Source organism: Chloracidobacterium sp. (assembly GCA_016716305.1).
Classification (GTDB): Bacteria; Acidobacteriota; Blastocatellia; order Pyrinomonadales; family Pyrinomonadaceae; genus OLB17.
The window spans coordinates 351111-374316 of the sequence record JADJWP010000001.1 but is presented as its reverse complement, the minus strand read 5'-3'; the positions used below and the strand labels follow the sequence as shown (position 1 = coordinate 374316).

Annotated in this window: 18 protein-coding genes; 9 read left to right on the top strand and 9 right to left on the bottom strand. The window is 53.1% G+C overall.

Annotated features, from left to right (window positions below; translation table 11 throughout):
• The first annotated feature begins 191 nt into the window (after positions 1-191).
• From IPM28_01555 to accC, 7 genes are all read left to right on the top strand, one after another.
• Positions 192-1826, top strand: coding sequence for a S41 family peptidase (locus IPM28_01555; protein ID MBK9171685.1), 1635 nt, complete (start codon positions 192-194; stop codon positions 1824-1826).
• A gap of 143 nt (positions 1827-1969) precedes the next feature.
• Entirely contained in the window at positions 1970-3055 is a 1086-nt protein-coding gene (locus IPM28_01550) for a 6-phosphofructokinase (protein ID MBK9171684.1), read from the top strand.
• Between the two features lie 34 nt (positions 3056-3089).
• Positions 3090-3557 carry a transcription elongation factor GreA gene (locus IPM28_01545; protein ID MBK9171683.1) on the top strand — a complete coding sequence of 156 codons (468 nt, stop codon included), beginning with the start codon at positions 3090-3092 and terminating at the stop codon, positions 3555-3557.
• A gap of 54 nt (positions 3558-3611) precedes the next feature.
• Complete coding sequence (locus tag IPM28_01540) at positions 3612-4256, top strand: CDP-alcohol phosphatidyltransferase family protein (GenBank protein MBK9171682.1); 645 nt, start codon at positions 3612-3614, stop codon at positions 4254-4256.
• Complete coding sequence (locus IPM28_01535) at positions 4253-4681, top strand: hypothetical protein (protein MBK9171681.1); 429 nt, start codon at positions 4253-4255, stop codon at positions 4679-4681. The genes IPM28_01540 and IPM28_01535 overlap by 4 nt, the downstream gene beginning before the upstream one ends.
• A 1-nt stretch (position 4682) precedes the next feature.
• Positions 4683-4973 (top strand): hypothetical protein, encoded by a 291-nt coding sequence (locus tag IPM28_01530; GenBank protein MBK9171680.1) that lies wholly within the window; start codon positions 4683-4685, stop codon positions 4971-4973.
• 37 nt (positions 4974-5010) lie between these two features.
• A complete protein-coding gene (accC, locus tag IPM28_01525) occupies positions 5011-6510 on the top strand; it encodes an acetyl-CoA carboxylase biotin carboxylase subunit (protein ID MBK9171679.1) in 1500 nt (499 codons plus the stop codon).
• Positions 6511-6649: 139 nt separating this feature from the next.
• Here accC and IPM28_01520 read toward each other — a convergent pair whose 3' ends face one another.
• Together IPM28_01520 and IPM28_01515 are read right to left on the bottom strand one after the other, a co-directional pair.
• Positions 6650-7528 (bottom strand): carboxypeptidase regulatory-like domain-containing protein, encoded by an 879-nt coding sequence (locus tag IPM28_01520; protein ID MBK9171678.1) that lies wholly within the window; start codon positions 7526-7528, stop codon positions 6650-6652.
• A 477-nt stretch (positions 7529-8005) separates the two neighbouring features.
• A complete protein-coding gene (locus tag IPM28_01515) occupies positions 8006-9871 on the bottom strand; it encodes a S8 family serine peptidase (protein ID MBK9171677.1) in 1866 nt (621 codons plus the stop codon).
• A 274-nt stretch (positions 9872-10145) separates the two neighbouring features.
• On the opposite strand from IPM28_01515, the gene IPM28_01510 reads away from it, so the two are divergent.
• Positions 10146-10355 (top strand): hypothetical protein, encoded by a 210-nt coding sequence (locus IPM28_01510; protein MBK9171676.1) that lies wholly within the window; start codon positions 10146-10148, stop codon positions 10353-10355.
• Positions 10356-10430: 75 nt separating this feature from the next.
• Here IPM28_01510 and IPM28_01505 read toward each other — a convergent pair whose 3' ends face one another.
• The 7 genes from IPM28_01505 to IPM28_01475 all read right to left on the bottom strand — a co-directional run bounded on the left by IPM28_01505 (position 10431) and on the right by IPM28_01475 (position 20943).
• Positions 10431-12515 carry a carboxypeptidase regulatory-like domain-containing protein gene (locus IPM28_01505; GenBank protein MBK9171675.1) on the bottom strand — a complete coding sequence of 695 codons (2085 nt, stop codon included), beginning with the start codon at positions 12513-12515 and terminating at the stop codon, positions 10431-10433.
• Positions 12516-12978: 463 nt separating this feature from the next.
• On the bottom strand, positions 12979-13680 hold the full coding sequence (locus IPM28_01500) for a C40 family peptidase (protein MBK9171674.1): 702 nt from the start codon (positions 13678-13680) through the stop codon (positions 12979-12981).
• Positions 13681-14150: 470 nt separating this feature from the next.
• A complete protein-coding gene (locus tag IPM28_01495; GenBank protein MBK9171673.1) occupies positions 14151-14507 on the bottom strand; it encodes an iron-sulfur cluster assembly accessory protein in 357 nt (118 codons plus the stop codon).
• A gap of 106 nt (positions 14508-14613) precedes the next feature.
• Positions 14614-15135: a hypothetical protein gene (locus IPM28_01490; protein ID MBK9171672.1), complete on the bottom strand. Its 522-nt coding sequence runs from the start codon at positions 15133-15135 to the stop codon at positions 14614-14616.
• Between the two features lie 412 nt (positions 15136-15547).
• Positions 15548-16045 carry a carboxypeptidase regulatory-like domain-containing protein gene (locus IPM28_01485; protein MBK9171671.1) on the bottom strand — a complete coding sequence of 166 codons (498 nt, stop codon included), beginning with the start codon at positions 16043-16045 and terminating at the stop codon, positions 15548-15550.
• Positions 16046-16118: 73 nt separating this feature from the next.
• A complete protein-coding gene (locus tag IPM28_01480) occupies positions 16119-19253 on the bottom strand; it encodes a tail fiber domain-containing protein (GenBank protein ID MBK9171670.1) in 3135 nt (1044 codons plus the stop codon).
• 244 nt (positions 19254-19497) lie between these two features.
• Positions 19498-20943, bottom strand: a complete 1446-nt coding sequence (locus tag IPM28_01475; protein MBK9171669.1) for a YncE family protein — start codon at positions 20941-20943, stop codon at positions 19498-19500.
• Positions 20944-21089: 146 nt separating this feature from the next.
• Between IPM28_01475 and IPM28_01470 the strand changes: the two genes are divergently transcribed.
• Positions 21090-23204: a PD40 domain-containing protein gene (locus IPM28_01470; GenBank protein MBK9171668.1), complete on the top strand. Its 2115-nt coding sequence runs from the start codon at positions 21090-21092 to the stop codon at positions 23202-23204.
• Positions 23205-23206 lie beyond the last annotated feature (2 nt).

The following is a 23206-nucleotide window of genomic DNA, read 5'->3' as shown; positions in this document are numbered from 1 at the left end:
AACTAAAGTAAAACACGAACGTATATGTTCTGCACGGCCCGGGTCGGTACGTGCTGCAAAAGCTCCAGGAATTTTTGGCCGGCGTTATGCACCCTGATTTCCGACAGAATTTCACCAGAATCTACGGCAACGTGAATTCAATTTACGGACACAAAGATATGGTATGATTATGAAGTTTGTAGTATTTAGCAATGAAAGGTAAATTCGCAGCCTGTGCACTAGTAACCATCGGATTCGGAGCCCTCCTTGGCGGCCTTTTCGGGAAGTTTCCGGCTTCCACGTCGGCTGACAGCAGCGTGACCACCGGTAAGATCGTCGCCGATTACCGCGAGGCCGTCGATGTGATGCAGAAAAACTACGGCGGTACGATCAATTACGAGCAACTGTCGGATTCGTCGATTCAGGGAATGCTGTGGTCGCTCGATCCGCATTCGCAGTTCTTTACACGCGAGGAATTCCGAAAACTATACGAAGAACAGGCATCGCAGTTTTATGGCATCGGCGTTTCGATACTCCAGCATCGTGACGGTGTCTATGTCCAGAGCGTGATACCCGGCACTCCGGCAGACAAGGCCGGCGTCCGTTATGGCGACCGGTTTCTCGAGGTGGACGGAAAGAACGCCAAAGAATGGACGAGCGCAGAGGTTTCAAAAAATGTACGCGGCGAACGGGGAACACCGGTAAAGATCAAGATCGAACGCGCGGCCTCGAACGCGCCGATCGAGCTTGAACTGGTTCGAGGCGGCGTGCCGCTGCCCTCGATCAGAAATTATTTCATGTTGCCCAATAATGTCGGCTATATCGGGCTGACCGGCGGATTTCAGGAGACTACAGCGGCCGAGTTGAACGATGCGATCGCCACGCTTCAAAAGCAAGGCATGAACAGCCTTATCCTCGATGTCCGCGGAAATCCGGGCGGATTGCTGCCGCAAGCTATCGAGGTGGTCAGCCGGTTCGTTCCAAGCGGACAGACGGTCGTTTCGGTCAAGGGCAGATCGCGTTATGCAGTAAGCCAGGAACTGCGTTCAAAAGGGAGTCAACAGGACCGGTCTCCGTTGGTCGTTCTCGTCAATGGCGGATCTGCATCGGCGTCCGAGATAGTCGCCGGAGCAATTCAGGATTATAGCCGCGGCCTGATAGTCGGCTCTGAGAGCTTTGGCAAGGGGCTGGTTCAACGCGTGTTCCCATTGCCTTACGGGACGGGTTTGACGTTGACGACGGCACGGTATTACACGCCATTCGGCCGATCGCTCCAGCGTGATTATTCGAACGGTTCGATCTATGAATATTTCACGCATACGAACGGCGAGGCAAATGGATCGGGCGAAGCCCCAAAACCGAAACCTGCGGGTTCGCCGGTGACCTTACCTGACGGACGCGTGCTGATGGGCGGCAGGGGGATAGAGCCGGACGTTGTTGTTGCCGCACCTGAGTTTACGCCGCTTCGGTTCAGGATCAACGATGCTGCGTTCTATTTTGTACGACAGCTCGTCGCGGGCAAGATCGCCGGCCAGGAATCGTATCGCGTAGAGAAACAGAACCATCAATGGTCGATATCTTCGGATGCGTTTCGGGTCACCGATAAGCTCTTCGAGTCATTTGAGGCATTTGTCCTCGCGAACAAGGACAATGGTCTATCAGCAGAGAACATCAAAGCAAATGCGGATTATGCAAGAACGCGGATCCGACAGGAATTGGCGACGGCCAATTTTTCGAACGAAGCCGGTATTCAGGTTCTGCTCGAAAGCGACCCGCAGGTCCTCAGGGCGATCGAGGTGATGCCTGACGCCAAGAAGATGGTCGAGCGATACCTCGCGAAGAAATAGGATATTTTCAAGCGGTCAACAGATGGACGAACTTGGTTCAGCCGGTTCGTCCGTTTGCTTTTTTGCCTAGCCGCCTCATTCGGCTCTTAAGTTTTCGGCTGCGTTGAAGTAAAATGCTTGTTTGACCTGCACTTAAGGGTTTTATGTACAAACAGATAGGCATATTGACCGGCGGCGGCGACGCACCTGGCCTCAACGCGGTTATACGCGCGGTGGTCAGAACTGCCGTGGGCGAATTTGGAATGAAGGTCATCGGGATCGAGGACAGCTTTGAAGGCATACTCGGTGAGACCCAAACGATGAAGCTTACGCCGCGAAGCGTGAGCGGAATATTGCCTCGCGGCGGCACTATCCTTGGCACCCGGAACAAGGGAAGCTTTGTTAAGATGACCGACGGACAGCCTTTCTTTCCGGAAATGCCTATCGCCGAGGCATTGGCGAATCTGGACATTCTCGGGATCGAGGCACTGATCGTTTTAGGCGGTGAAGGAACGCTTGCGATCGCAGAGCAATTTCACAATCGCGGATTTCCCGTGATCGGGGTCCCGAAAACGATCGATAATGACCTGGCGGCGACAGAGTTGACGTTCGGTTTCATGACCGCGATCGACGTCGCGACGGAGGCCTTGGACCGGCTCCACACGACCGCGGCGTCGCATGACCGGGTCATGATCCTCGAGGTGATGGGCCGGAATACCGGCTGGATCGCTCTTCACACGGGCTTGGCGGGCAGTGCCGACATAATCCTGATCCCCGAGATCCCGTTCTCTTTCGAATCGGTGCTGAGAAAGGTCAACGAACGCGAAAAACAAGGTTCGCGGTTCACCAACATCGTCGTTGCCGAAGGTGCGACAGAAGTGGGCAAAAAGGAAATGTATGCCGATAGCGGCAATTTGAGGCTCGGCGGCGTAGGCGATTACGTGCGTCGTAAAGTGGAAGAGTTGACCTCGAAAGAAGCCCGTTGTGTCGTCCTTGGCCATCTTCAGCGGGGCGGGAGCCCGAACGCGTTCGATCGAATGCTCGGGACCAATTTTGGGGCCTGTGCGGTCAGGGCTCTTGCGAATGGGCAGACGGGAAAAATGGTCGCGCTGCAGGCCGGCACGATCGTAACGGTCCCGCTTTCAGAGGCATGCGCGAATATCAAGACTGTACCGATCGACGGTCAGTTGGTTCGGACGGCTCGAGATATCGGAATTTCGTTTGCGGCGCCCAAGGAATCAGATCTTTAGTTCGGCACGACATCAGTAGCGAAGAAGTTTGAATATGGAAGAAGTAAAAGCAAAGCTAAAGGCAGAACTGGATGCATTGGAAGATGAACTGCATTTCAGGCTGCCGAAAGAGATCCAGAAGGCACGTGAGTTTGGCGACTTGCGTGAAAACGCGGAATACAAAGCGGCAATGGAGCGGCAGTCGATCGTCCAGGCCCGAATAATGCAGGTGCGTCAAAGGCTGACCGAGGTCGAATCGATCGATCTGACACGTTTGCCGACCGACCGCGTGGCATATGGTTCGAGCGTCGTTCTCTTTGAAATAGAAAAAGAAGAGAAGATCACCTATCGGTTGGTGAGTTCGGAAGAAAGCGACCCCGAAAACGGCCTTATCTCAACCCTTTCGCCGATCGGGCAAGCACTGATGGGCAAAGAGGAGGGCGATGAGGTGAGGGTCAAGACGCCGACGGGTTGGCGTAATTTCGAGATCAGCCGCCTGACGACGATCCACGAACAGGAATAACGAACGGAGTATTGAGCGTCTGTCAGTCCCGGAAAAACAGGCGACGCAACCAGGATGCTAGGAGAAGGTATAGGTCGGGGAGCAATGTGGATCATCAACGCGATGGTTCGCGGCCTTGCTTCGCTTGGAGTCCCGCCGAACATCTTGACGACCATCGGTGTCTCCATCAATGTCTTTTGCGGCATTCTTTTCGGGATGGGCGAGTTTTTCTACGCCGGTGTCGTTCTGATAATCGCAAACATCTTTGACATGCTCGACGGTAACGTCGCTCGTCTCACAGGGAACGTTACCAAGTTTGGCGGGTTTCTTGATTCTTCACTTGATCGTCTGTCGGACATGGTCGCTTTTCTGGGCATCATGGTCTTTTATGCCAGCAACACGCCGCAGCATTCGCTCCTGAACGTGATCTTGGGCGGCGTCGCTATGATCGGATCCGTAATGGTGAGTTATACGACGGCCCGGTCGGAGAGCTTGGGCGTCAAAGCGAACGTTGGTTTTTTGCAGCGTCCGGAGAGGATCGTGCTGCTGATCATCGGTGCGCTGTCGACCTGGGATTGGAACTCAGAAGTATACTGGTTCAACCGGATGCCGCAAGTGTTGTGGGTACTGGCCGTTGGTTCTATCTGGACGCTCGTCCACCGAATGTACTTTATTTGGACAGAGTTTCGACGTTTGGAGACTGAGGGAGAGCTGAGATGATCGATGGGCTTTCTGAATTTCTAGCCTCGTTAACTCTGGGAAACGTGCTTTTCGGGGTCGGTGTCTTTCTTTTATCGCTTACTTTCAGTTTCGCTGCGATCGCGGTCGTGCTCGTCAAACTGCCGGCCAATTATTTTAGCAGCCATTATAAGGCTGATTTTCTGCCCGATAGTCCGTGGATCGTCCGCTGGGGAGCAGTGATCTTGAAAAACGTATTCGGCGTTTTTCTTATTTTGCTCGGTATTGCGCTATCGTTGCCGGGTGTGCCCGGACAGGGAGTACTCACGATCTTGCTCGGGCTGATAATGCTCGATATTCCGGGCAAACGTCCGCTCGAGGCGCGGATCATTCAAAGACCGGCAGTGCTTTCCGCTGCTAATAAATTGAGGGCGAGGTTCAATAAACCGCCGCTGACCGTCGACTAGCATGGGGCTGTTCAATTTCTTAAGACGCAAAGGGCCGAGCGATATTCATGGCGAGCGTCGGCGTTTTCTGCTCGCGAATGGACGTATAACCGACGGCCGCATAATCGACAGCGAGACCACGTCTCGCGGCGAAGAGCTTGTCTTCTACGTCTATTCGCTTAATGGCGTCGATTTCGAATCGTCTGAACTGTTGTCTGCGGAGCAGATGGCCGATCCGCTGAAGTACGCTCCTGGAGCAAAGGTCGGCGTTCGATACGATCCGAAGAATCAAGGAAATTCGATGCTCGAATAGCGGACCTCATTTATACGGGGATTCTTCCAGCATTAATATGTTCAAGAAGATATTGATCGCAAATCGCGGCGAGATCGCTTGTCGGGTGATAAGGGCGTGTCGCGAAATGAAGATCGCCACTGTTGCTGTTTATTCGGAAGCCGATCGGGATGCGATGCATGTCAGATTGGCGGATGAGGCATTTTGCATCGGGCCAGCACCCTCGAACCAAAGCTATTTGTGCGCCGATAAGTTGATCGAGGTCGCGACGAGGACCGGGTCCGAAGCGATCCACCCGGGTTACGGATTTCTTTCCGAAAATGCGGGCTTTGCGCGCCAGGTCGCTGCGGCCGGGATCGTCTTTATCGGACCGCCTCCCGAAGCAATGGAAGCAATGGGCGGCAAAATGTCGGCCCGCAAGATCGCGATCGAGGCGGGTGTGCCGGTCGTTCCGGGGACTACCGAAAAACTCAGATCATTCGACGACGCTGCGACGACGGCTGCCGAGATCGGATACCCGGTGATGTTAAAGGCATCGGCCGGCGGCGGCGGAAAGGGAATGAGGCTGGTTCTGGAAGCAAGCGAGCTCAAGAACGCTCTTGAAACCGCCCAGTCCGAGTCGCTTGCCAGTTTTGGCGACGATGCCGTCTATATCGAAAAGGCGATCGTCCGGCCACGGCATATCGAAATACAGGTCTTCTCGGACAAGCACGGCAATCACGTACATCTAGGTGAACGCGAATGCTCGATCCAGCGACGTCATCAAAAGGTGATCGAGGAAGCACCGTCACCCATAAACTCCGCCGAACTGCGCGAAGCGATGGGAGCGTGCGCAGTTCAAGTCGCGCGGGCCGTTAAATACGTTGGCGCGGGAACGGTGGAGTTTCTTGTTTCAGACCTCGACCGATCGTTCTATTTTCTCGAAATGAATACCCGGCTGCAGGTAGAGCATCCGGTCACCGAGTTGGTCACCGGGATCGATCTGGTCCGTGAGCAGATAAATGTGGCCTCAGGCGAAGAACTGTCGTTCACGCAGGCCGACATCGTGATGCGCGGGCATGCGATAGAATGCAGAATCTATGCCGAGGATCCCGAACAGAACTTCATGCCTTCGCCGGGACGCATAACGCGGCTGAAGGTTCCGCACGGGCCGGGCACACGTGACGACAGTGGCGTTTACGAAGGTGCTGAGGTGTCGATCTATTACGATCCGATGATCTCGAAATTCGCCGTACTCGGCCGTGACCGGCGCGAGGCGATCGAACGTATGCGTAGGGCGCTATCAGAATACCGGATCGAGGGGATCGCTACGACGCTGCCTTTCTTTCGCGAAGTGATGGAGGATGGCGTATTTATCGACGGCGATCTGGATACAGGATTCATCACCGGGTTTCGGGACCGCCGCAAAGAACATGTACCGGACATGATCGAACGCGATCTGGCATTGGTCGCGGCTGCACTGAGTCATTCAGAACAGCGAACGGGAATCAAAGAGAAAGCAATGGGATCGGAGCGGCTAGGGGATTGGGCAGCTACGTGGCGGGTCTCGAATCGCTGACCCTTCTTGTTCCTCGAACACGTGAAGCGGACGGAACACGAAAAAAAACGGGCCTGAAATGATCCAGACCCGTTCGAGATCGCACCAAGTTGTTCAGATCGCGGACAGGGGCTATCCGCCGGTCAAATACCAGGGACGGTCATTCCGCGACGAAATCCAATCCCGTCAAGTTATCTTCAAGCGTGATCGTTCGATCGTTGTCGAAGAACGTGTAGCGTTTGTGCGATGCCCGAACCATATAGAGCGTAGCAACCGGAACCTCTTCGAACGTGTAATAACCGAACGGATTCGTCATTGCGTATCGAACCGTGCCGGTGGAAAGGTCTGTCAATTCCATCCTCACATTCGCAATGCCTCGTCCAGCGGTCGTCAGAGCCCGGCCTGAGATTATTGCGTCGGCTGATGACGGAGCCGTAAATGGCTCAAAACAAAACGATACAGCATTCACCTGCGGAAATTGATTTCCGATCGGTGGGGTGGAAAACGGCCCGACATCGCTCACCGCTAAGGTCGGATATGTGTAAACGTACAAGCCTGTACCGCCATTTACGCCGCTAATAACGATAGCCGAGACGGCTCGATCAAGAAACTGTGGAGGACCGAGCGACCACGAATTTACATTACTGCCACTCGAACTGATATTGATGGCCAGGTTCGGATTTTCAGTCATGCCACCAAAAATCGAGACGGGAGCCGCATTGACCAGCGGGAAACTACCGTTCGGCGTTGGTGTCCCGATCCTCATCTCCCAAAACGTGGTCATGTGGGCATATTCCGGCCCGCCCCTGTCAAACAGTGCTTTGCAACCTTCGTAGGTCGTCTCAATGTAATACGGGCCCAACCCGGTTCGAAGGGAATCGTCGTTCGTCTTGATCTCCGCCTGGCTCTTACCGGCTCGCGGGTCCAGGGTTCGGAGCTGGCCGAAACTGACGTTTGCTAGCAAAAGCACGCACAAGGTGAATGCGGCTGCTCGCGAAGCTAAAACGAAATGCGTGAACTTTCCTTGGTGGAAATACATAATCTAGTTACTCCTATGAAGTAGTCTCCAATTAAGAAGAAAAAACGTTAGTGCATTTGCCAGAGGCTCTCGCCCGGGGGTACGGGCAACACTGAACGAAAAAAAAATTGACTGCTCGAAACTTAGAAAACTATAAACGATTGTTTAACAAATATTTAGATCGAAGTCAATAACCATCTTCTTGAGATCGGCCCTCTTTTTCCGTGTGAACCTTTCCGTTTCAGGTTGATTCAAACGACAAACACCCAATACTTGCAACACATTAGCGGACACACCACAAGATATTCCCGCTTCGGCGTCTGGTACAAAGACGCTCAGACCGTTTATATTTGCACAAATAAAGTGGCAATTCGGACGATTTCCAATAATTGTTTTCGTCCCGAAGCAGTATTTTTGCCTGATTCGACGCCTCAAGTCAAAAAAAGACCCGATCATCGATCGGGCCTCACCATCCGTTTTGCTTTCTCGATCGCAGCGTCAACTGCCCCGAGTATGCTCCGTTGCCGTGAAGTTCATATCGAACATATCGCCATCCAAAGAGAACGAGTGGCTATCAGGTGTGAATTGATACCGTTTGCTGTTGCTAACCGATATCACGTAAAAGTGGGAAACGGTAAGTTCGCCGAACGAATAGAACCCGAACGAGTTCGTTATCGCGCTTCGCGTCTCTCCGGTGTTCGCGTCAAACAGCGTCACATGCTGTCCGCGAAGCCCGGTTCCGCGTTGATCGATCAAACGTCCGGTTATCGATCCGGGAGCGGCGGTCGGTGCGAATTGTTCGCCTCTGAAGGTACATACGATCGATTCACCTTCTTCGACGACGATATTCGCCTTTCGATTTGGCAGGTCAACCGTCGAATTCTGAGAATTCGGCATGCCTTCGGCTCCGGTCTCGGTACAAGAGATCGAGGTTAGTCCCCAACCCGTCGTCTCGTTTTCGGTTACGGTTATCGCATTCGATTCGTCAAAGAGAAACACGTTCGCATTCGTAACACGGTCTGCCGGTACTACGTCGCTGTCGACCAACGAGAACGACGGGAGTCCGAAGTTGCTGGCCGTGTAGGTAAATGATTCTGAAGACGAGGTCCCGCCGCCCCACGATACCACTTCTTTAATGATGGTTACGCTGCCTGGCGTCGGAGGCTGAGCGCCGTCCAGCCAAGTGTAAAGGAGCTTGTTCGGCGAAACGGTGTCGATGTTGGTCACGCTTCCCGAGGTGGCATCGAGCTTGATCCGGTTGGCGACGGTTGCCGGCGAGGCATTGGGGTTGGCCTCCAAATAAAGTGCAGCAGCTCCTGCAACCATCGGCGCTGCCATCGATGTTCCGGTCATAAGCCGCGTTCCGGTGTCGCTCAGATGGCTGAGCGAAGTGATATTGTTTCCGGGAGCAAAGATGTCAACACATGCTCCGAAATTTGAATATCCGGCGCGAGCGTCATCGTTCCCGGTGGCGCCGACCACCAATGCCGAAGACGCGGTCGCGGGTGAATAAAGGCAAGCATCATTCCCGTTGTTTCCGGCCGAAACGATGAACGTGATCCCCGAGGCGACCGAATTGTTGATCGCATTATTCAATGAGTTTGAAATGCCGCTGACGGCAATGCTCATGTTGACGACCGCCGGATTGACGCGATTTGCAGTGACCCAGTTGACGCCGCTGATCATGCTCGAAACCAGACCAAACCCGGAACACGGCAGCACTCTGACGCCGTAGAGACGGGCATTCTTTGCAACGCCGTATGTCGAACTGCCGATCGTTCCAGCGACGTGTGTACCATGACCGTTGCAGTCGATGCCATTTTGACCGTCTGTAAGCGCATCGAACGCTACCGACGCGCGATTTCCAAATTCCGTATGAGTAGGCCTGATGCCCGAATCGATCACGTAAACGTTCACGTTCGCTCCGGTCTCGGAATACATGAACGCGCCGTTCAACGGCAGTTCGCGTTGATCTATCCGATCAAGGCCCCAATCTGAATTGGTCGTTACACTACTGACATATGCTACCGAGTCTTCCTCGACAAACTCGATCCGCGAATCGCGGCTTAACGCCTCTGCGTCCTTAGCAGACATCTCTGCCGAAAATCCTTTGATCGCCGTATCATAGATCGTATCGATCATCGCGTTGTATTCACCGGCCAGAACATTGGCAGTCGACGCTGCAGAAGGATCCGTTTCGGTAGACTTCGACCGATCGTCCTTGAACACTACGATATATCGGCCGGGAACGGCGTTCCGGCTTCTGATGAGTTTGCTGTCTTTACCCGATGCGGGAGCAACGGCGAGGTACAACGAGAAGCCAAATCCAAGGATAATGAAGGCGACGAAGAGTGTTCGTTTCATATGTCGGTAGGAACTTCAGGGAAGTCGTTGAGATTATTTGGTTTAGTTGGGTGCAGAAAGAACGTTGAAGATGGATCGCGGGGCCGATCACTGTATAACAATGTAGATAGTTGCTAAACAGAAGTCAACATTTTGTTTGGGCGGCAATGAGGTATTCGGTCATTCTGACCGAAATTCGGTCGCTTTGATTGAAAATCCCAGGACATTCGATTTTCGCGGTCGTTACATAGTAGAATCTCGCCTGGAATCAAACATTGCTTGCAACAATCAATTTATGGAAGAGAAACTTAAATCGCTCGTTGGAAAGAAGATCGACGTCAGCTGTACTTCGGCCGTAGGATTTACCGGAGAGGTTCTTGAGGTTGAAAACGGGATACTTTCGCTACGCGATGATGAAGATAAGACATTGTATATATCGATCGAAAAGATCGCTGCGGTCAACGTGGTTTCTGACAACCATCTTCGTCCGGGTTTCGTTGCATGAAAAATGGCTCGAACACGCTTTACCATGTTCGAGCCGAAATGTTGCGGGCAATTTAGAAAGCCCGATCCGTTGGGCCTAGTTCTTTTTCAGGCCTGATCTGGCCGGAACCTTCCCCTTCGTACCCTCGGACAAGTTCTTCACCTGCTGCGGTTCGCCGGCGACGAACGTCAATCCGACAATGTTATCGAGCAAAGTGAAAGAATGGGTATCGATCGGAAAATACACACGTTTGCCCGAAACGCTCACCACATAGAACTGGGCGGTCGTCAGGTAATCAAATTTGAAAGTGCCGAACGAACCCGTCGTGACCGCTTTGATCTCTCCCGTCTGGACGTTGTAGATCTCGACGTTGATGCGTGAGAGCGCTCGGCCTCCGGCATCGATCACTCGTCCTTCAACGGAAGCCGGTGCTGAGGTCGGCCCAACGAGCAGGATACCCGTCGGGTCAAGGCTGGGCGTTTGCCAATCTTCCTGGGGATAGCAATTCGAACCCGGCTGACATCCGATCGGATAGCCGCCGAACGTACCAGGTGTTGTTGCATCGACCGTGTCGGTCCGTTCGCCGCCTTCGGGCATTCCGGTTCCATATGCAGTCGGGTGGTTCAGATAGGTCGTCCATTGTGTGACGGTCGTTCTGACCTTTACCGTTATCATCCCACCAATGCCGAGTACGGCGTTCGGGGCGAGCATATTGTTGTTTCCGGTGCCGTTGTAGGAGGCATTCGCCGTCGCGATCGTTCCCGAACCGTTTGTCGTGACGACCAGCGGTCCCTGATAAATAAGGCCAGATTGCAGCGGGTCGACTATCTGGAAATTCGTAACCGGTACGAGCCCATCGTTTATATAACGGATCGTCCACGTGATCGTATCGCCGGGATTGAAAACGCCGACAGGAACGGCATCGTCAGGCGTGTTCGGGAGATATTCGACCTGCTTGAATCCCTTGACTATCGGTATCGAAAGCGAGCATCCGCTGCGTTCCGAAGGTACAAGTACCGCGTTCAGGATCATCCTCTGGGCATTGCGACGCTCAAGGCTGGCATTCGTCGGCGTAGTGTCGCGGTAATAGTCGTGGCCGCCGATCGTGAAGACGTGGCCTCCGCCGCCGGTTGATGTGGGAATGCGTCCGACCGCGGCGATATGTGCCGTTGTCCAGCCGGTGCTGGTGTTCCTAACGGCTGAAAGTGTGTTGTTGATAAAATTGGCATCTCCGCCAATTACAGAAAACTCCGAGACAGCGCCGTCAACATTTGATGCAAAGGCCCCGACGAACTGACTGAAAGGCATCGCCGGGTTCGGGTAGGTCACCTGCGTACTCGAGGTGCCTATGGTCCGACCGGGGAACTGACTGCTGTTGCCAAACAAATTGAATCCGTTCGCTGTTTGAAATCGCGGGTTCTGATTCTGTTCGTAGTGGGTTATCGATTCACACTGGATCAGGAAGTTGCCGCCGTTCTCAACAAACCCGCGGAACGAATTATAGAACGGAGCTGACGTAGCATGGGCCTGGGTCGCCATCGTATAGCAGCTGCCGGGGCCGATATCGATGTCTTCGACCGGGGCAAAATATCCCGTCAGCTTGGCTTCGGTGAAGAGGGTCGTGTGCGGATCGCCTCCCCAACCGCCGTCAACCGGCCCGACCGCGATAAGGGGTTTGTGTGTCAGCGTATACCTTATCGGAGCGTTGACCGCGGCGTTCGTTTGATAAACGCGGACGTCATTTGACGTTCCGTCGATCTCGTTATTGAACGCCGTGATTATCGGAAGGGCGAGAACCGCGTATTCCTGAACTACGACCAACGGGCCGCCAGAGAAGCCGAAATCCGACGGTCCGGTCTGGCACGATTGCCCGGAGATGCGCGTCGCATTCACGGTAAAGTCGTTCGCGTCTTTCGACGCTTTGTTTGCGATCGCCCATTTGACCGGGATGTTGTTGTGCAGAAGACGGACCGCCAATCCATACGCCTTAAGGTTGAACGCTGGTCCGTTACAGCCTGTCGAATTGCCTTGTTTGGCATTGTCCATCGCGATAACGAGCGAACCGCTCGGTATCGTCTCGTCAATAGAGGTCCCAGGCTGGGCAACGGCGATGATTGTTGCGATCGCAGCAATTACTGCGACCCGAATACTTTGAAATATTAATACTTTAATTGATCTCATTTTCTTACTCCATTTATGCGCATGGCGCACAGGCATGGCCGAATAGGCCTAATAGGTCAATAGAAATCTACCTTGATACACACGCAATACGGCGAATACCGCGAACTATCCAAAATAATTTGTCAGGCAGCGAGGTCATTGCGATCGGGACAATACCCGGACGAAAGCATGATTCGAATCCGAAAATTCCAGACGCTTTGAGAGGAGAGGAGCGCGCTTATATACCGATCTAAAGTGCAATTTGAATGCCAGCCCAACCCGGGAGAAAGATCGAAATTGGGCCCGCTTTTATCGCATCGAGGCTCTCTTGTGGTCGTCGCAAAATGAACTCGAGCGCGGCTGATAGCGTAAAATTCCACGGTACGTACTACATTTATCGCGTTCACGACTGCCGAGATCGAACGGCGCGCAAAAAAGCCCGGAGCCGATAAGCCCCGGGCCGATCCTAAAAAAAACTACCGACCTATTTTACGCTGTGCGGATCGGGCATGACCAGGCGGCGAAATCCGACAATGCGTTTCTCCCAATACCCTTTGAATGGCGAATACGTGATTCCTTTGCTGGATGAGGCGTGGTAAAACCCGTTTTCGTCAGCAACGATACCCATATGGCCAAGTTTGTTCATGAAAACGAGTGTACCGAACTCGAATCGTTCGTCGCCCATCACCGGTTCTGACATTGCCCACAGGCTGCGGGCACTTTGCCGCGTGAAATTGATACCTGCATCGTTGAAAACGGCCCATACAAAACCGGAACAGTCATAGCGGTTCGGCCCGGTGGAGCCATAAAGATACGGAATGCCGAGCCGTTTTTGGATAGCTCCGAGCATGCTGTTCGTAACGACCGAACTATACATCGAACGTTTGCCCGCGGCCCTTGCCATCACGGTCAACGGGCTCGATTCGCCGGTTTTTTTCACTAGCGGTTTCGACGGTTCCGCGACGACGATATTGTCGGTCAATACGGGGCGTTGGCTTGTGGATCTGACCGGTGCGGATGAGGAAAGCGATGCAGGCCTTTCAGCTTGCGGCTGAGCGGCGGGCTGGTTTGTCGGCCTCGAAGAAACGGTTCGCACAACGCGTTCCCGATCTTGAGAAAATACCGCGTTGTCGGCCGAAAGTACTACCGAAAGGCCGCAAAGCGACAAAACCAAGCCTCGTTTCAAATTGATCAAAATTTATGACTCCTGCTATTTGTTTCAGACTTGAAGAACGAAGGCAGGGTGATCCGGGATCACCTAATTGACGCAAAGGCCAGGAGCAAAGATTAATCCGATGATCCGTCTAGCGGATCCAATGGACGTTCAAATTGTCTGTATATTTATCGTTGCTGAAACGCGAAATTCGTGTTTGCGTTGCCGGATAAATCGCAAGGCTTCGTACTGTCCGGCTGATCAGCTAAGAAAGAGGTTAACATTTTTGATCACGAAATTGCAACGCGCGGAAAGCGACCCCCCAATGCGGGCGTCGGACAATTCCCGGTTTCCCGAGAATTGTCCGTGCGTCACCTCCCCGCAAATGCCTTCCTTAGTTGTCCGTTGTATGCAATGAAATAGATGCAATGAACCAATGCTTCCAAAAAGCAAAAACGGCGTCGGCATAAACCGTCGCCGTTCCTATTGAATCTGGAAGTAATCTACGCCGAGAAAGAGGTTCCGCAACCGCATCCGCCGGTAGCATTCGGATTCTCGAACGTAAAGCCTGACCCCATCATGTTCGACGTGTAATCGATCTGTACGCCGTTCAGATACTGTGCCGAGAACATATCGACGAAAAGCTTGATACCAAACTTGTCGAGGATGAAATCGCCCTGTCGCGACTCTTCTTCGATGTTCAGGCTGTACTGAAAGCCCGAACATCCGCCGGGAACCACGCGGACGCGAAGGCCGGCGGTTTCGGGCAGGTCATCTTCGCCAGCGAGAAACTTTTTGATCTCGACGGCGGCCGCTTCGGTCACATTCAATTCGACGTTTGGTGCTGCTACTGCTGACATATAAATTGCTGCTCCTATCAAAAATAAAGGACACGGAACCTCCGAATCCTTACATTAAAATCAATATTAGAACAAATGCCACGCAGGTGCAAGCAAATAGTAAGGGTCATCGCTTTTTATAACGCTCATCGTTGTACTCGATAATGACTGCACCTCGCAGCGAAGTTGCGCCGGGGAATGCCGATTTGACCGGCGGGGTCCAAGAAAGCAAAGGTTGTGACCGAGGGGAACCCTGTACCTCCGCCTTCCAAATGTCCGCGAGTCTGAGCATCAATTTTTCGCCAGTCCCCAATGCGATCTGGCAACCGCGGATCTCGACTCGCGAACCTGTATCAAGGAGCGGCGTCAGTTTTCTGATGTGAGGCTCGAATGTGGCGAGCGTATCATCGCTCACCTCGTCCTCCACAAATCTCATGTTGCCCTTGCCGTAATCCCTGCCGCTGGCGTAGTGTGTCGTTCCGTGTCCCCAGATCCGGAGAACCGAGATCTTTTTGTCGCCGACGCGCGCAGCAAGAGCTTCAAAAAATTCACCGCAGCGTTTGCCCGAAAGGTCGACCGCACCATCGATGTTGTTATTTACCACGTTGGCGATATCGGCGCCGCTGATCGCATCGACTACTATTGCCATACGACCCTCCAATATGGGCAGGCCGCTGCGAGGACATTAACGCTCTTGGGTGTTGTGCTTATTGATTCGTCTGACATGTTCGATCTCCGTTGGGCGCCGAAATTCGCATAACCGCAGCACTACGCGGGGACGAACGCAATACCGGCTCAAAGATGGGCTCAGATGTAAAGAATAACAGGTCAGGTTGGAAGACGACAGCTGGCCGCGGATGAGGTTCGATCGGAGCGGCGAGCACGGTCTTTCGCCGTTATCCGTGGAAGGAAGACACAAGATCATCTGACCACCGAGAATTCCACACGTTCCGATGAAGGCGGGCAATATGATCAATGACCGTCTAACGGGCTTGGTCCGATCTAGACCTCATATTTTCGCATTTGACCCGATCAATTGCCGCCTTTTTCTATCCTTGCGGTCATTGAGGGAATGCCGTCAGCTCGAGTCCGGCGATGTCTTCGGCAAGGAAAATGACGTGCGGCGTTGAAACAAAGCCTTTTGCCGAAAACTCGATCACGTATGTGCGGCCCGCCTCGAGCCCGTCGAAACGAAATCTGCCAAATGGGTTGGTCAGAGCCGATCTGATGGCGCCCGACTCATCGATAATGATGACGCTTGTTCTGACCAGCGGGCGGCCGTCAGACGTGACGACGCGTCCTTCGATGGCTGCCATCGCGGAGGTCGGTCCGAGATCGAAGTTCCAAAAGCCACTCTGTAAAAAATAGGGAGCTCCGTACGCAAGCGGGCCCAAGACGGGCTGACCCGACGTGCCTGTTACTTCGTACTGGGCATTGCTCGACGTTCCGCCGCCGGTAGAGATGACAAACCGCGTGACCTCGTATTGACCGAACGAGGGTGAACTTGACCCACTGAGAGCGACAAGTGCGACAACCAAAATTCCAAAGTTAAATCTCATTTCTTTGCCTCCGGGAACATTCGTGAACATCACTCGGTCGTGATGGGAAAAAAGCAGCCGAACCGAATTGTATTTATCGGGGCTTCGGAGCTTTTACCTTGCATATGGCCGCGGCGTTATTTGTCGCACAAAATGCGTTCCGCAATTCTGTAAGTGTCATGCGGAGCGCATCGTTTTCGGTTTTCAACTGTTCGATCTCGTCCCGCTGTTTCGAGATCTCGCGGCTCTGGTTCTCGATCTGCGCCTGTTGTTCAATGACGGCGTTGACAGCGACGACGCCGATGCGATCGTATTTCACGCCTTCGACCTCGCCTTTGTCGTTCGTTGTAGTCAGCAGCGGTTCGACCGCAGCTACCTCTTCTGCGACCAAACCAAGGTCGGCTTTGCCGCCGTCTTTCCAAGTGAACGCTACGGGCCGGAGGTTACGGATAAGATCGAGGCCCGCCGTAAATCCGGAAACGTTATTCTTGTAACGCATGCTGGACGAGCAGGCGGCTAGAACGTTTCCGTTTATCAACGATGAATTGAGACAGACCTGTGCAGTTCCGCCTGTTCCCAGTAATCCGATCGAGACCGTATCAAGCCCGCCGCGTCCAAGTTGAACCTGGTTACTGGCATAGGATCTCGAATCTGCACCGATCGCGGTGGCATTTTGCATGTTCGCGGTCGCCACGGTCGCATTCCAGCCGATGATCGTGTTCTGCGAGCCGGTCGTATTGTCCCGACCCGAATCTTTGCCTATGAAGATGTTCTTGGTCCCGGTCGTGTTAAAGAATCCGGCGCTTGCTCCGATAAATGAATTGTCAGAGCCGGACGTGTTCCTCGCGGCTGCGCTCGCACCGACAAAGGTGTTTGATTCGCCGATCGAATTGGCAAAGCCAGACAACACGCCGAAGAAAGCGTTTCCGCCACCGGTGGTTGTCGCATTTCCGCTCTGGTAACCAAAGAAGGAATTGCCCGAACCGGTGGTATTTGCGAGCCCGGAACTTGCGCCAAAAAACGAGTTCTGACCTCCGGTACTCGCCATCCCCGCATTGTGCCCAAAGTACGAATTTCCGCCGGTACTAACTGTCGAAAATCCTGCCTGAAAACCGAAGAAAGAGTTATTGTTACCGGTAGTGTTGCGAGCTCCAGACGTCACTCCGACAAAGGTGTTCTGCGAACCTGAGCTATTTGGGGCCCCGCTTCCCATACCGACGAAGGTGTTTGAGCTGCCGCCGACATTGTTTGCGCCGCTATTGACCCCAAGGAATGTGTTGTCGAACCCGCTTTCGTTCGCAAATCCTGATGCTGCACCGACAAAGACATTTCCGCCTCCGGTCGTATTTGACGCACCGGCATTCTCGCCAATAAAGGTCAGGCCGCCAACGGTGGTATTGCCGGACCCGGCTCCGACTCCAAGAAAGGTATTGCCGGTGCCCGATACATTCGATCGGCCAGAACTGTGGCCAAGAAACACGTTATTGCTGCCACCAAGATTCGAGAGGCCCGAATCAAAACCGATAAACGTGTTCCAAATCCCGGTGGTGTTTGCCTGTCCCGCGTTTCTGGCAACAAAAACGTTCTCTGTGCCTGCGATGGACAGCACACGATTGCCGCCGATCTGAAACTGCGACCCGGCATTGAAAATACTGGCCGTGCCGGAACCACTGATGTTGAAGTTCGAAGTTGCTTGCTGGGTTGTCGTATTTTGAATGTAGTTCGGACTGCCTGGAGTAAGGTTGATCGCGCCTGTGATGGTTCCCGAGACGGTCAGATTTCCAGTGATCAATCCGTTGCCTATAACGTGGAGTTTGCTTGTTGGACTCGTGGTCCCAACGCCCAGATTGCCAGTCAGAACCGAATTCCCGACCACATGCAGTCGCTGCGTCGGAGCAGTCGTACCGATGCCGACATTCGTATCTGAGGTGGCGCTGTTGATTCCGTTGATCGAACCCAGGACGATCGAGTTATCCTGTTGAACTTGCGCCCGGTGGCCAATCGCAGTCGCATTCCAGTTAACGTTGGTGGCGCGACTCAAGGAGCCGATCAGCGTTACGCCGTTGCACCCGATTGCACCTGGTGCGCACTGTGCATTCGCGCCCAGCATCGTATTCTCAAAACCATTTGGGCTTCCTGCAGCGGTACCGATAAATGTATTAAAGTCTCCAGTCACAATCTCGTTGCCCGCCGCCGCGCCGAGAAACGTATTCTGACTCCCACTCACAAGTGAGGTGCCGGCATCCGTGCCAACTAAGGTATTTAATTCCCCGTCAGTGCTAGCCTGCCCGGCATTGGCTCCGAAAAATACATTTCGATTCGAATTCGTGGTTGCCCTGCCTGCCCGATATCCAAAGAACGAGTTGAGTTGTCCTCCCGTATTGTTGAGCCCCGTTTCCGTACCAAAGAACGAGTTTCCGGCACCAGTGTTCCTCCGTCCCGCCAGTCTCCCGAAGAACGACCCGTTGTTTCCACCACCGGCACCATACCCGACAGAGGTCGCCGCTGTGCTCGCGGCAGGTACAACGCCTGGTGGCAGGCCCCCACCCGCTCCGAATCCAACGGAAGTGCTGCCCTCGCTAGGCAATAGTGTGTCAAACCCAAGCGATATACCAGTTCCTGAAGCTTTTAAGAACCTTTGGCCGTTCATCCGGTACTCGCTGGTAACATCGAGATTGGCGGCAGTTCCGTCACCCGTGATATTGAAGTTAGCCGCTTGGGGATTCGTATCGTTTTGAATGTAGCTCACGCTTCCGGGCAGCGGCTGCCGAGCATCGGTCAATCGCGGGTCGTTCGTTTGAACCAAGCCTGAAAGAGGCACGCCGCCTACGGTTCCGGAATTGTCGGAGGTACTACTTCGCACGGAATATGGAACCCAATCGACCGATTGGCGAGGAGAGAGAACCGTGAAAATCTGCTCGCCGGGCCCTTTGACCCGAATCTCAAGATATCGAGGTTCTCCTGAGAACTGATTTCCAAAATCTAACCGGGCGATGAACACGCCGTTTCGCAGTAATATTCCCCTGGTTATAGTTGGACCAAGTTGGCCGCCGCCAGTCTCCTCATCAAAAAGCAAGAACTGAAACTCATAGATGGTATTTGGATTAACATTCGTCCCACTTAGCGTTCCTTGATATGTAAAGGTCGTAGAGGTGGGGGGCTGTGCTGCCAAGGTTCCAACAAAAACAATGGTTGCAAACAAGATCACAGTTGGTACTTTAAGTCGCATAAGTCGTTCTTTCCCTTTCCTATTTTTAAAGGTGACGATATTTGAGCCTCAAGCCATCGCCCGACCGCCCGCCACCATTTGAAATAACGTACTCGGTCATCTCGTATTGAGCGAAACTTTCATCGAAGGCGGCAACGATGATAAGGAGCAAACAGAAAACTGGAAACACGCGTCGATATGTTTTGACCTTGGAAGCCAACTTTGGTTCTGAAAATACTTGAGAGACATGGCGTTGGAACTCCGATCAAGGTTCTGGAAATGCCGGTGGAAGTCTAACCGCGACGTTTTGAGCACCAGTCGCCCACACGTTGATCCCGTCGAAAACAAGGCCGCGACTATCAGTTAATGCAGTATGTTCTGCAAGTAGGGCTCCGTCGCTTATTCGAAGCTTGTGAATCTGTCCATTGCCATGCGAAACCCACAGGCTTGTTCCGTCAAAGAGGATGCTGCGTGCAAGAAATCCCAAGGAATTTGATAAAAACGATGAAATTATGGAGCCATCGCTTGGCTTGATCTTAACGACATTACCGAGTTGGGTCAGGGCATAGATGTGTGTTCCATCAAACTCAATCCCTGTTCCATTCCCCAGAGCTCCAAGGGGGAATGTTCCAAATGAGTTGCCACCCGTAACTCGAATTCTAGTTACGCTATTTCCCGTGTTCGCCGTCCAAAGATAGTATCCATCAAATACAATCGCCACGGGCCCAACGCCTACATCGATGGTTTCTACAACTGAACCGTCGCTTGTACTCAACCTCGTCACACTATTTGATGCAGAGTTGGTTACCCAAACATCAGTACCGTCGAAAGCAATAGCGATGGGGTTGTTTCCTACTGAATAGGTACCTAAGTTAGTGCCGTCGCTTGCACGGATCCTCGAAACGTTGCTGCTACCGAAGTTTGCCACCCAAATATTTGAACCGTCGTAAACAATTCCCCTGGGATTCAATCCTACGGGATAGGTGCCTACTATCGAGCCATCGGTCGGGTCCAGTTTTGTAACGTTGTTTGAACCGGAATTTGCTGTCCAGACATGCTTGCCGTCAAAGGTAATTCCGTGTGGCGAGGTTCCGACCGGAAAAGTTCTCCATCTTCTCAGAACGTCCCATCGTTTTGATGCGAGAAGTGATGCATTTCTTTTTGGAGCGTCGATCAGATTCGGTGCCAGTTGTTCGGGGCCGACGGTGCCGAGTGCGATATTAGAACCATTTAGATTCGTGATGCCGGCCCCATTACCCGACACTGTTCCGCCGCTTACGTTTGTTGCGTTTACAGCATAGTTCGCCTCGACGGCTGAGGCTGACCGGCCGGCGTAAGGAACCATATTCACCGCCTGGCGCGGTGAGAGTACCGAAAACGCACCTTCGCTATTGCCTGGCCTGACGGCGATCTCAAGGAAGCGAAGTCTGTTTTCGATAAGTATTAGTGCACCTGTCGGAATATCGACGGTGAATATGCCGTTCGTTACCTGTACGTTATCGAATATGGTATCGGTACCTGCCGGCTGATCTATGGCCTCGAGCTGTGTGATACGGATATCGTAAACGCCATTTGCAGGAGCACCGCCGTCATTCAGCTTGCCCTGATAGGTGAATATGTAGCTCTGGGCCATTGCGGTCATGCTGACAAGAAGTACAAAGGTTCCTACGAGAATTGCACGAGCTCGCTGCATTTGGTTTTGATCTCCCATTTAGTTTGTATAGGTCTGCGGTCAGTCACGTAGCCGGCGGTCAGGCTGCATCGGTTTTTATTGATACTTATGGCTTCTAACCTTATAATTTTCGGGAGCCGGAAAAATCCTGTAAACAGCCGGAAAAGTTCCGAAAAGTTCCGAAAATGCACGATGCAGCGAGCATGTCTGACGGTCTTCGTTTCGATGGCTATGTATTTAACGCCTCACGGCGGAGCCTGATGAAAAATGGGGTTCGGATCGAACTGACGCCGAGGGTCTTTGATCTTCTTGCGAAGCTGATCGAGAACGCCGGCGAGGTCGTAACGAAGGACGAACTGCTTGCAACCGTGTGGTCAGATGCCGTCGTCGAAGAAGGAAACGTCAACCGAACCGTTTCAACGCTTCGCAGAAAACTCGGGCGTCAGTCAGACGGGAGCGATTTTATCGAGACCGTTCCGAAGCAGGGTTATCGGTTCATTGCTCGGATAGAGGCCGCAGCTGTCAGTGTTGAACCCGATCGCCCGGAACGGGGTTCATCACCGGGATCACAACCGTGGCAGAAAAGCAGATATATTTATCTCGGCTTGGGGCTCGCGCTTTTCGCATCGCTTCTCGCGGCCGCGTTTGTCTACAGGCCCCAGACGCCGGGAAAAAAAGCAGGTGTCCCCAAGAACACCTTGATCAGGCTGACAAATGACCCAACGACGGACATGGTCCCAACATTCGCGTCTGACGGCAGGATCAGGTTTGTACGGCTGGAGGGAAAGATATCTTATAGCTACGTAATGAATGCGGATGGGAGCGATGTCCGACGCGAAGCAGCTATTCCCGGGCTCGCCCGAGGACTTTGGTCGCCGGACGGCACAAAGGTCTTCTATCAGCGGGAGGGAGGCGGATCAACCGTTTTTATCGCCAATGCGGACGGGAGCGATGAAAAGCAGCTCACATTCAACGCCGGCAATACCTCGTGGTCGCCTGACAGCAAAAAGCTCGTTCTTCAAGTTTGGTCCGAAACGCCGGACGGAAAAAAGAACTCGGACATATTTATTTATACGCTTGCTTCGGGCGAACTCCAGCCGGTTGTCAGTCATCCGGCATTCGATGGTGACCCGTCGTTCGCTCCGGATGCACGTTCGATCCTTTTTGTCAGCGACCGCGACGGAAACATCGAGATCTATCGGCAAGATCTCGAGACGGGAAATGTAATGCGGCTGACCGATAATCCAGGCCACGATTCGTATCCAAGCTTTTCGCCCGACGGAACCCAGATCGTTTTCAATTCTGACCGCGAAGGCGAAAACACCGACGTCTATCTGATGGACTCTGACGGCGGCGGCTTAAAAAAACTTACGAACCTGGCGAGTACAGAATACGCCGCGTCCAATCCGTGGTCGGCCGACGGTACCCAATTACTTGTGATCTCGGACAAAGATGGTGCTGAGAACATCTATCTTATGAATGTTGAACCATTCGACGCGCGCGATTTCGGCATCACCCAACTTCCGGCAACCCAGCCGGACTACCTGGGAAATAACAGTTCTTTGGTATATTTCAGGCCGATCGGAGACGAGGGCGGCGAGATTAGGTCGTTCGATCAGGTTTCAAAGCAGGATCAGGTTTTGGCGGTCGTCGAGAGGCTCAACGGCCAGCCGGCGGTATCGCCTGACTTCAAAAGGATACTCTTCACGGATTTTGTAGACGACAACACAGAGATAATTTCGATTTCCGTCGACGGGAAGGATCGGGTGAATCTGACGCGGAATGCGTCAAAAGACCTGATGCCTTCGTGGTCGCCCGACGGTCGAAAGATCGCTTTTTCGACCAATCGCGGGGGTGATCTTCAACGATACGACATTTGGACAATGAACCCGGACGGCAGCGATCAGCAACTGGCTTACCGCGACGAGGGATCTTCTGTCAATCCGATATGGACACCTGACGGCGATCTGCTATTTGCCAACGACAGGATCGGGGGACGTGTAGGAAATTTTGAGTTGTTTCGTCTGATGTCGGCCCAGACCACACCGGTACGCCTTACCGATAGAATACGCTACGACGTTGCTCCATCGGTCTCGTCAGACGGAAAAAGGGTCGTGTTTTCAAGCAATGCCGATGGAAACTTTGAGATCTACATGATGAATACTGACGGCAGCAAGCTGTTGCGTCTGACACGTGACGCCGCCGAAGATGTAGAACCAAAATTTTCACCCGATGGTTCGAAGATAGTCTTCGCCAGCAACCGCAGCGGGGAATTTACGATCTACGAGATCACCCTTTGACC

What these genes read in the sequence shown, in the direction of transcription:
- IPM28_01555 (MBK9171685.1), top strand. Translation starts at nt 192, where the DNA reads ATGAAAGGTAAATTCGCAGCCTGTGCACTAGTAACCATCGGATTCGGA.
- IPM28_01550 (MBK9171684.1), top strand. Translation starts at nt 1,970, where the DNA reads ATGTACAAACAGATAGGCATATTGACCGGCGGCGGCGACGCACCTGGC.
- IPM28_01545 (MBK9171683.1), top strand. Translation starts at nt 3,090, where the DNA reads ATGGAAGAAGTAAAAGCAAAGCTAAAGGCAGAACTGGATGCATTGGAA.
- IPM28_01540 (MBK9171682.1), top strand. Translation starts at nt 3,612, where the DNA reads ATGCTAGGAGAAGGTATAGGTCGGGGAGCAATGTGGATCATCAACGCG.
- IPM28_01535 (MBK9171681.1), top strand. Translation starts at nt 4,253, where the DNA reads ATGATCGATGGGCTTTCTGAATTTCTAGCCTCGTTAACTCTGGGAAAC.
- IPM28_01530 (MBK9171680.1), top strand. Translation starts at nt 4,683, where the DNA reads ATGGGGCTGTTCAATTTCTTAAGACGCAAAGGGCCGAGCGATATTCAT.
- accC (MBK9171679.1), top strand. Translation starts at nt 5,011, where the DNA reads ATGTTCAAGAAGATATTGATCGCAAATCGCGGCGAGATCGCTTGTCGG.
- IPM28_01520 (MBK9171678.1), bottom strand. Translation starts at nt 7,528, where the DNA reads ATGTATTTCCACCAAGGAAAGTTCACGCATTTCGTTTTAGCTTCGCGA.
- IPM28_01515 (MBK9171677.1), bottom strand. Translation starts at nt 9,871, where the DNA reads ATGAAACGAACACTCTTCGTCGCCTTCATTATCCTTGGATTTGGCTTC.
- IPM28_01510 (MBK9171676.1), top strand. Translation starts at nt 10,146, where the DNA reads ATGGAAGAGAAACTTAAATCGCTCGTTGGAAAGAAGATCGACGTCAGC.
- IPM28_01505 (MBK9171675.1), bottom strand. Translation starts at nt 12,515, where the DNA reads ATGAGATCAATTAAAGTATTAATATTTCAAAGTATTCGGGTCGCAGTA.
- IPM28_01495 (MBK9171673.1), bottom strand. Translation starts at nt 14,507, where the DNA reads ATGTCAGCAGTAGCAGCACCAAACGTCGAATTGAATGTGACCGAAGCG.
- IPM28_01490 (MBK9171672.1), bottom strand. Translation starts at nt 15,135, where the DNA reads ATGGCAATAGTAGTCGATGCGATCAGCGGCGCCGATATCGCCAACGTG.
- IPM28_01485 (MBK9171671.1), bottom strand. Translation starts at nt 16,045, where the DNA reads ATGAGATTTAACTTTGGAATTTTGGTTGTCGCACTTGTCGCTCTCAGT.
- IPM28_01480 (MBK9171670.1), bottom strand. Translation starts at nt 19,253, where the DNA reads ATGCGACTTAAAGTACCAACTGTGATCTTGTTTGCAACCATTGTTTTT.
- IPM28_01475 (MBK9171669.1), bottom strand. Translation starts at nt 20,943, where the DNA reads ATGGGAGATCAAAACCAAATGCAGCGAGCTCGTGCAATTCTCGTAGGA.
- IPM28_01470 (MBK9171668.1), top strand. Translation starts at nt 21,090, where the DNA reads ATGCACGATGCAGCGAGCATGTCTGACGGTCTTCGTTTCGATGGCTAT.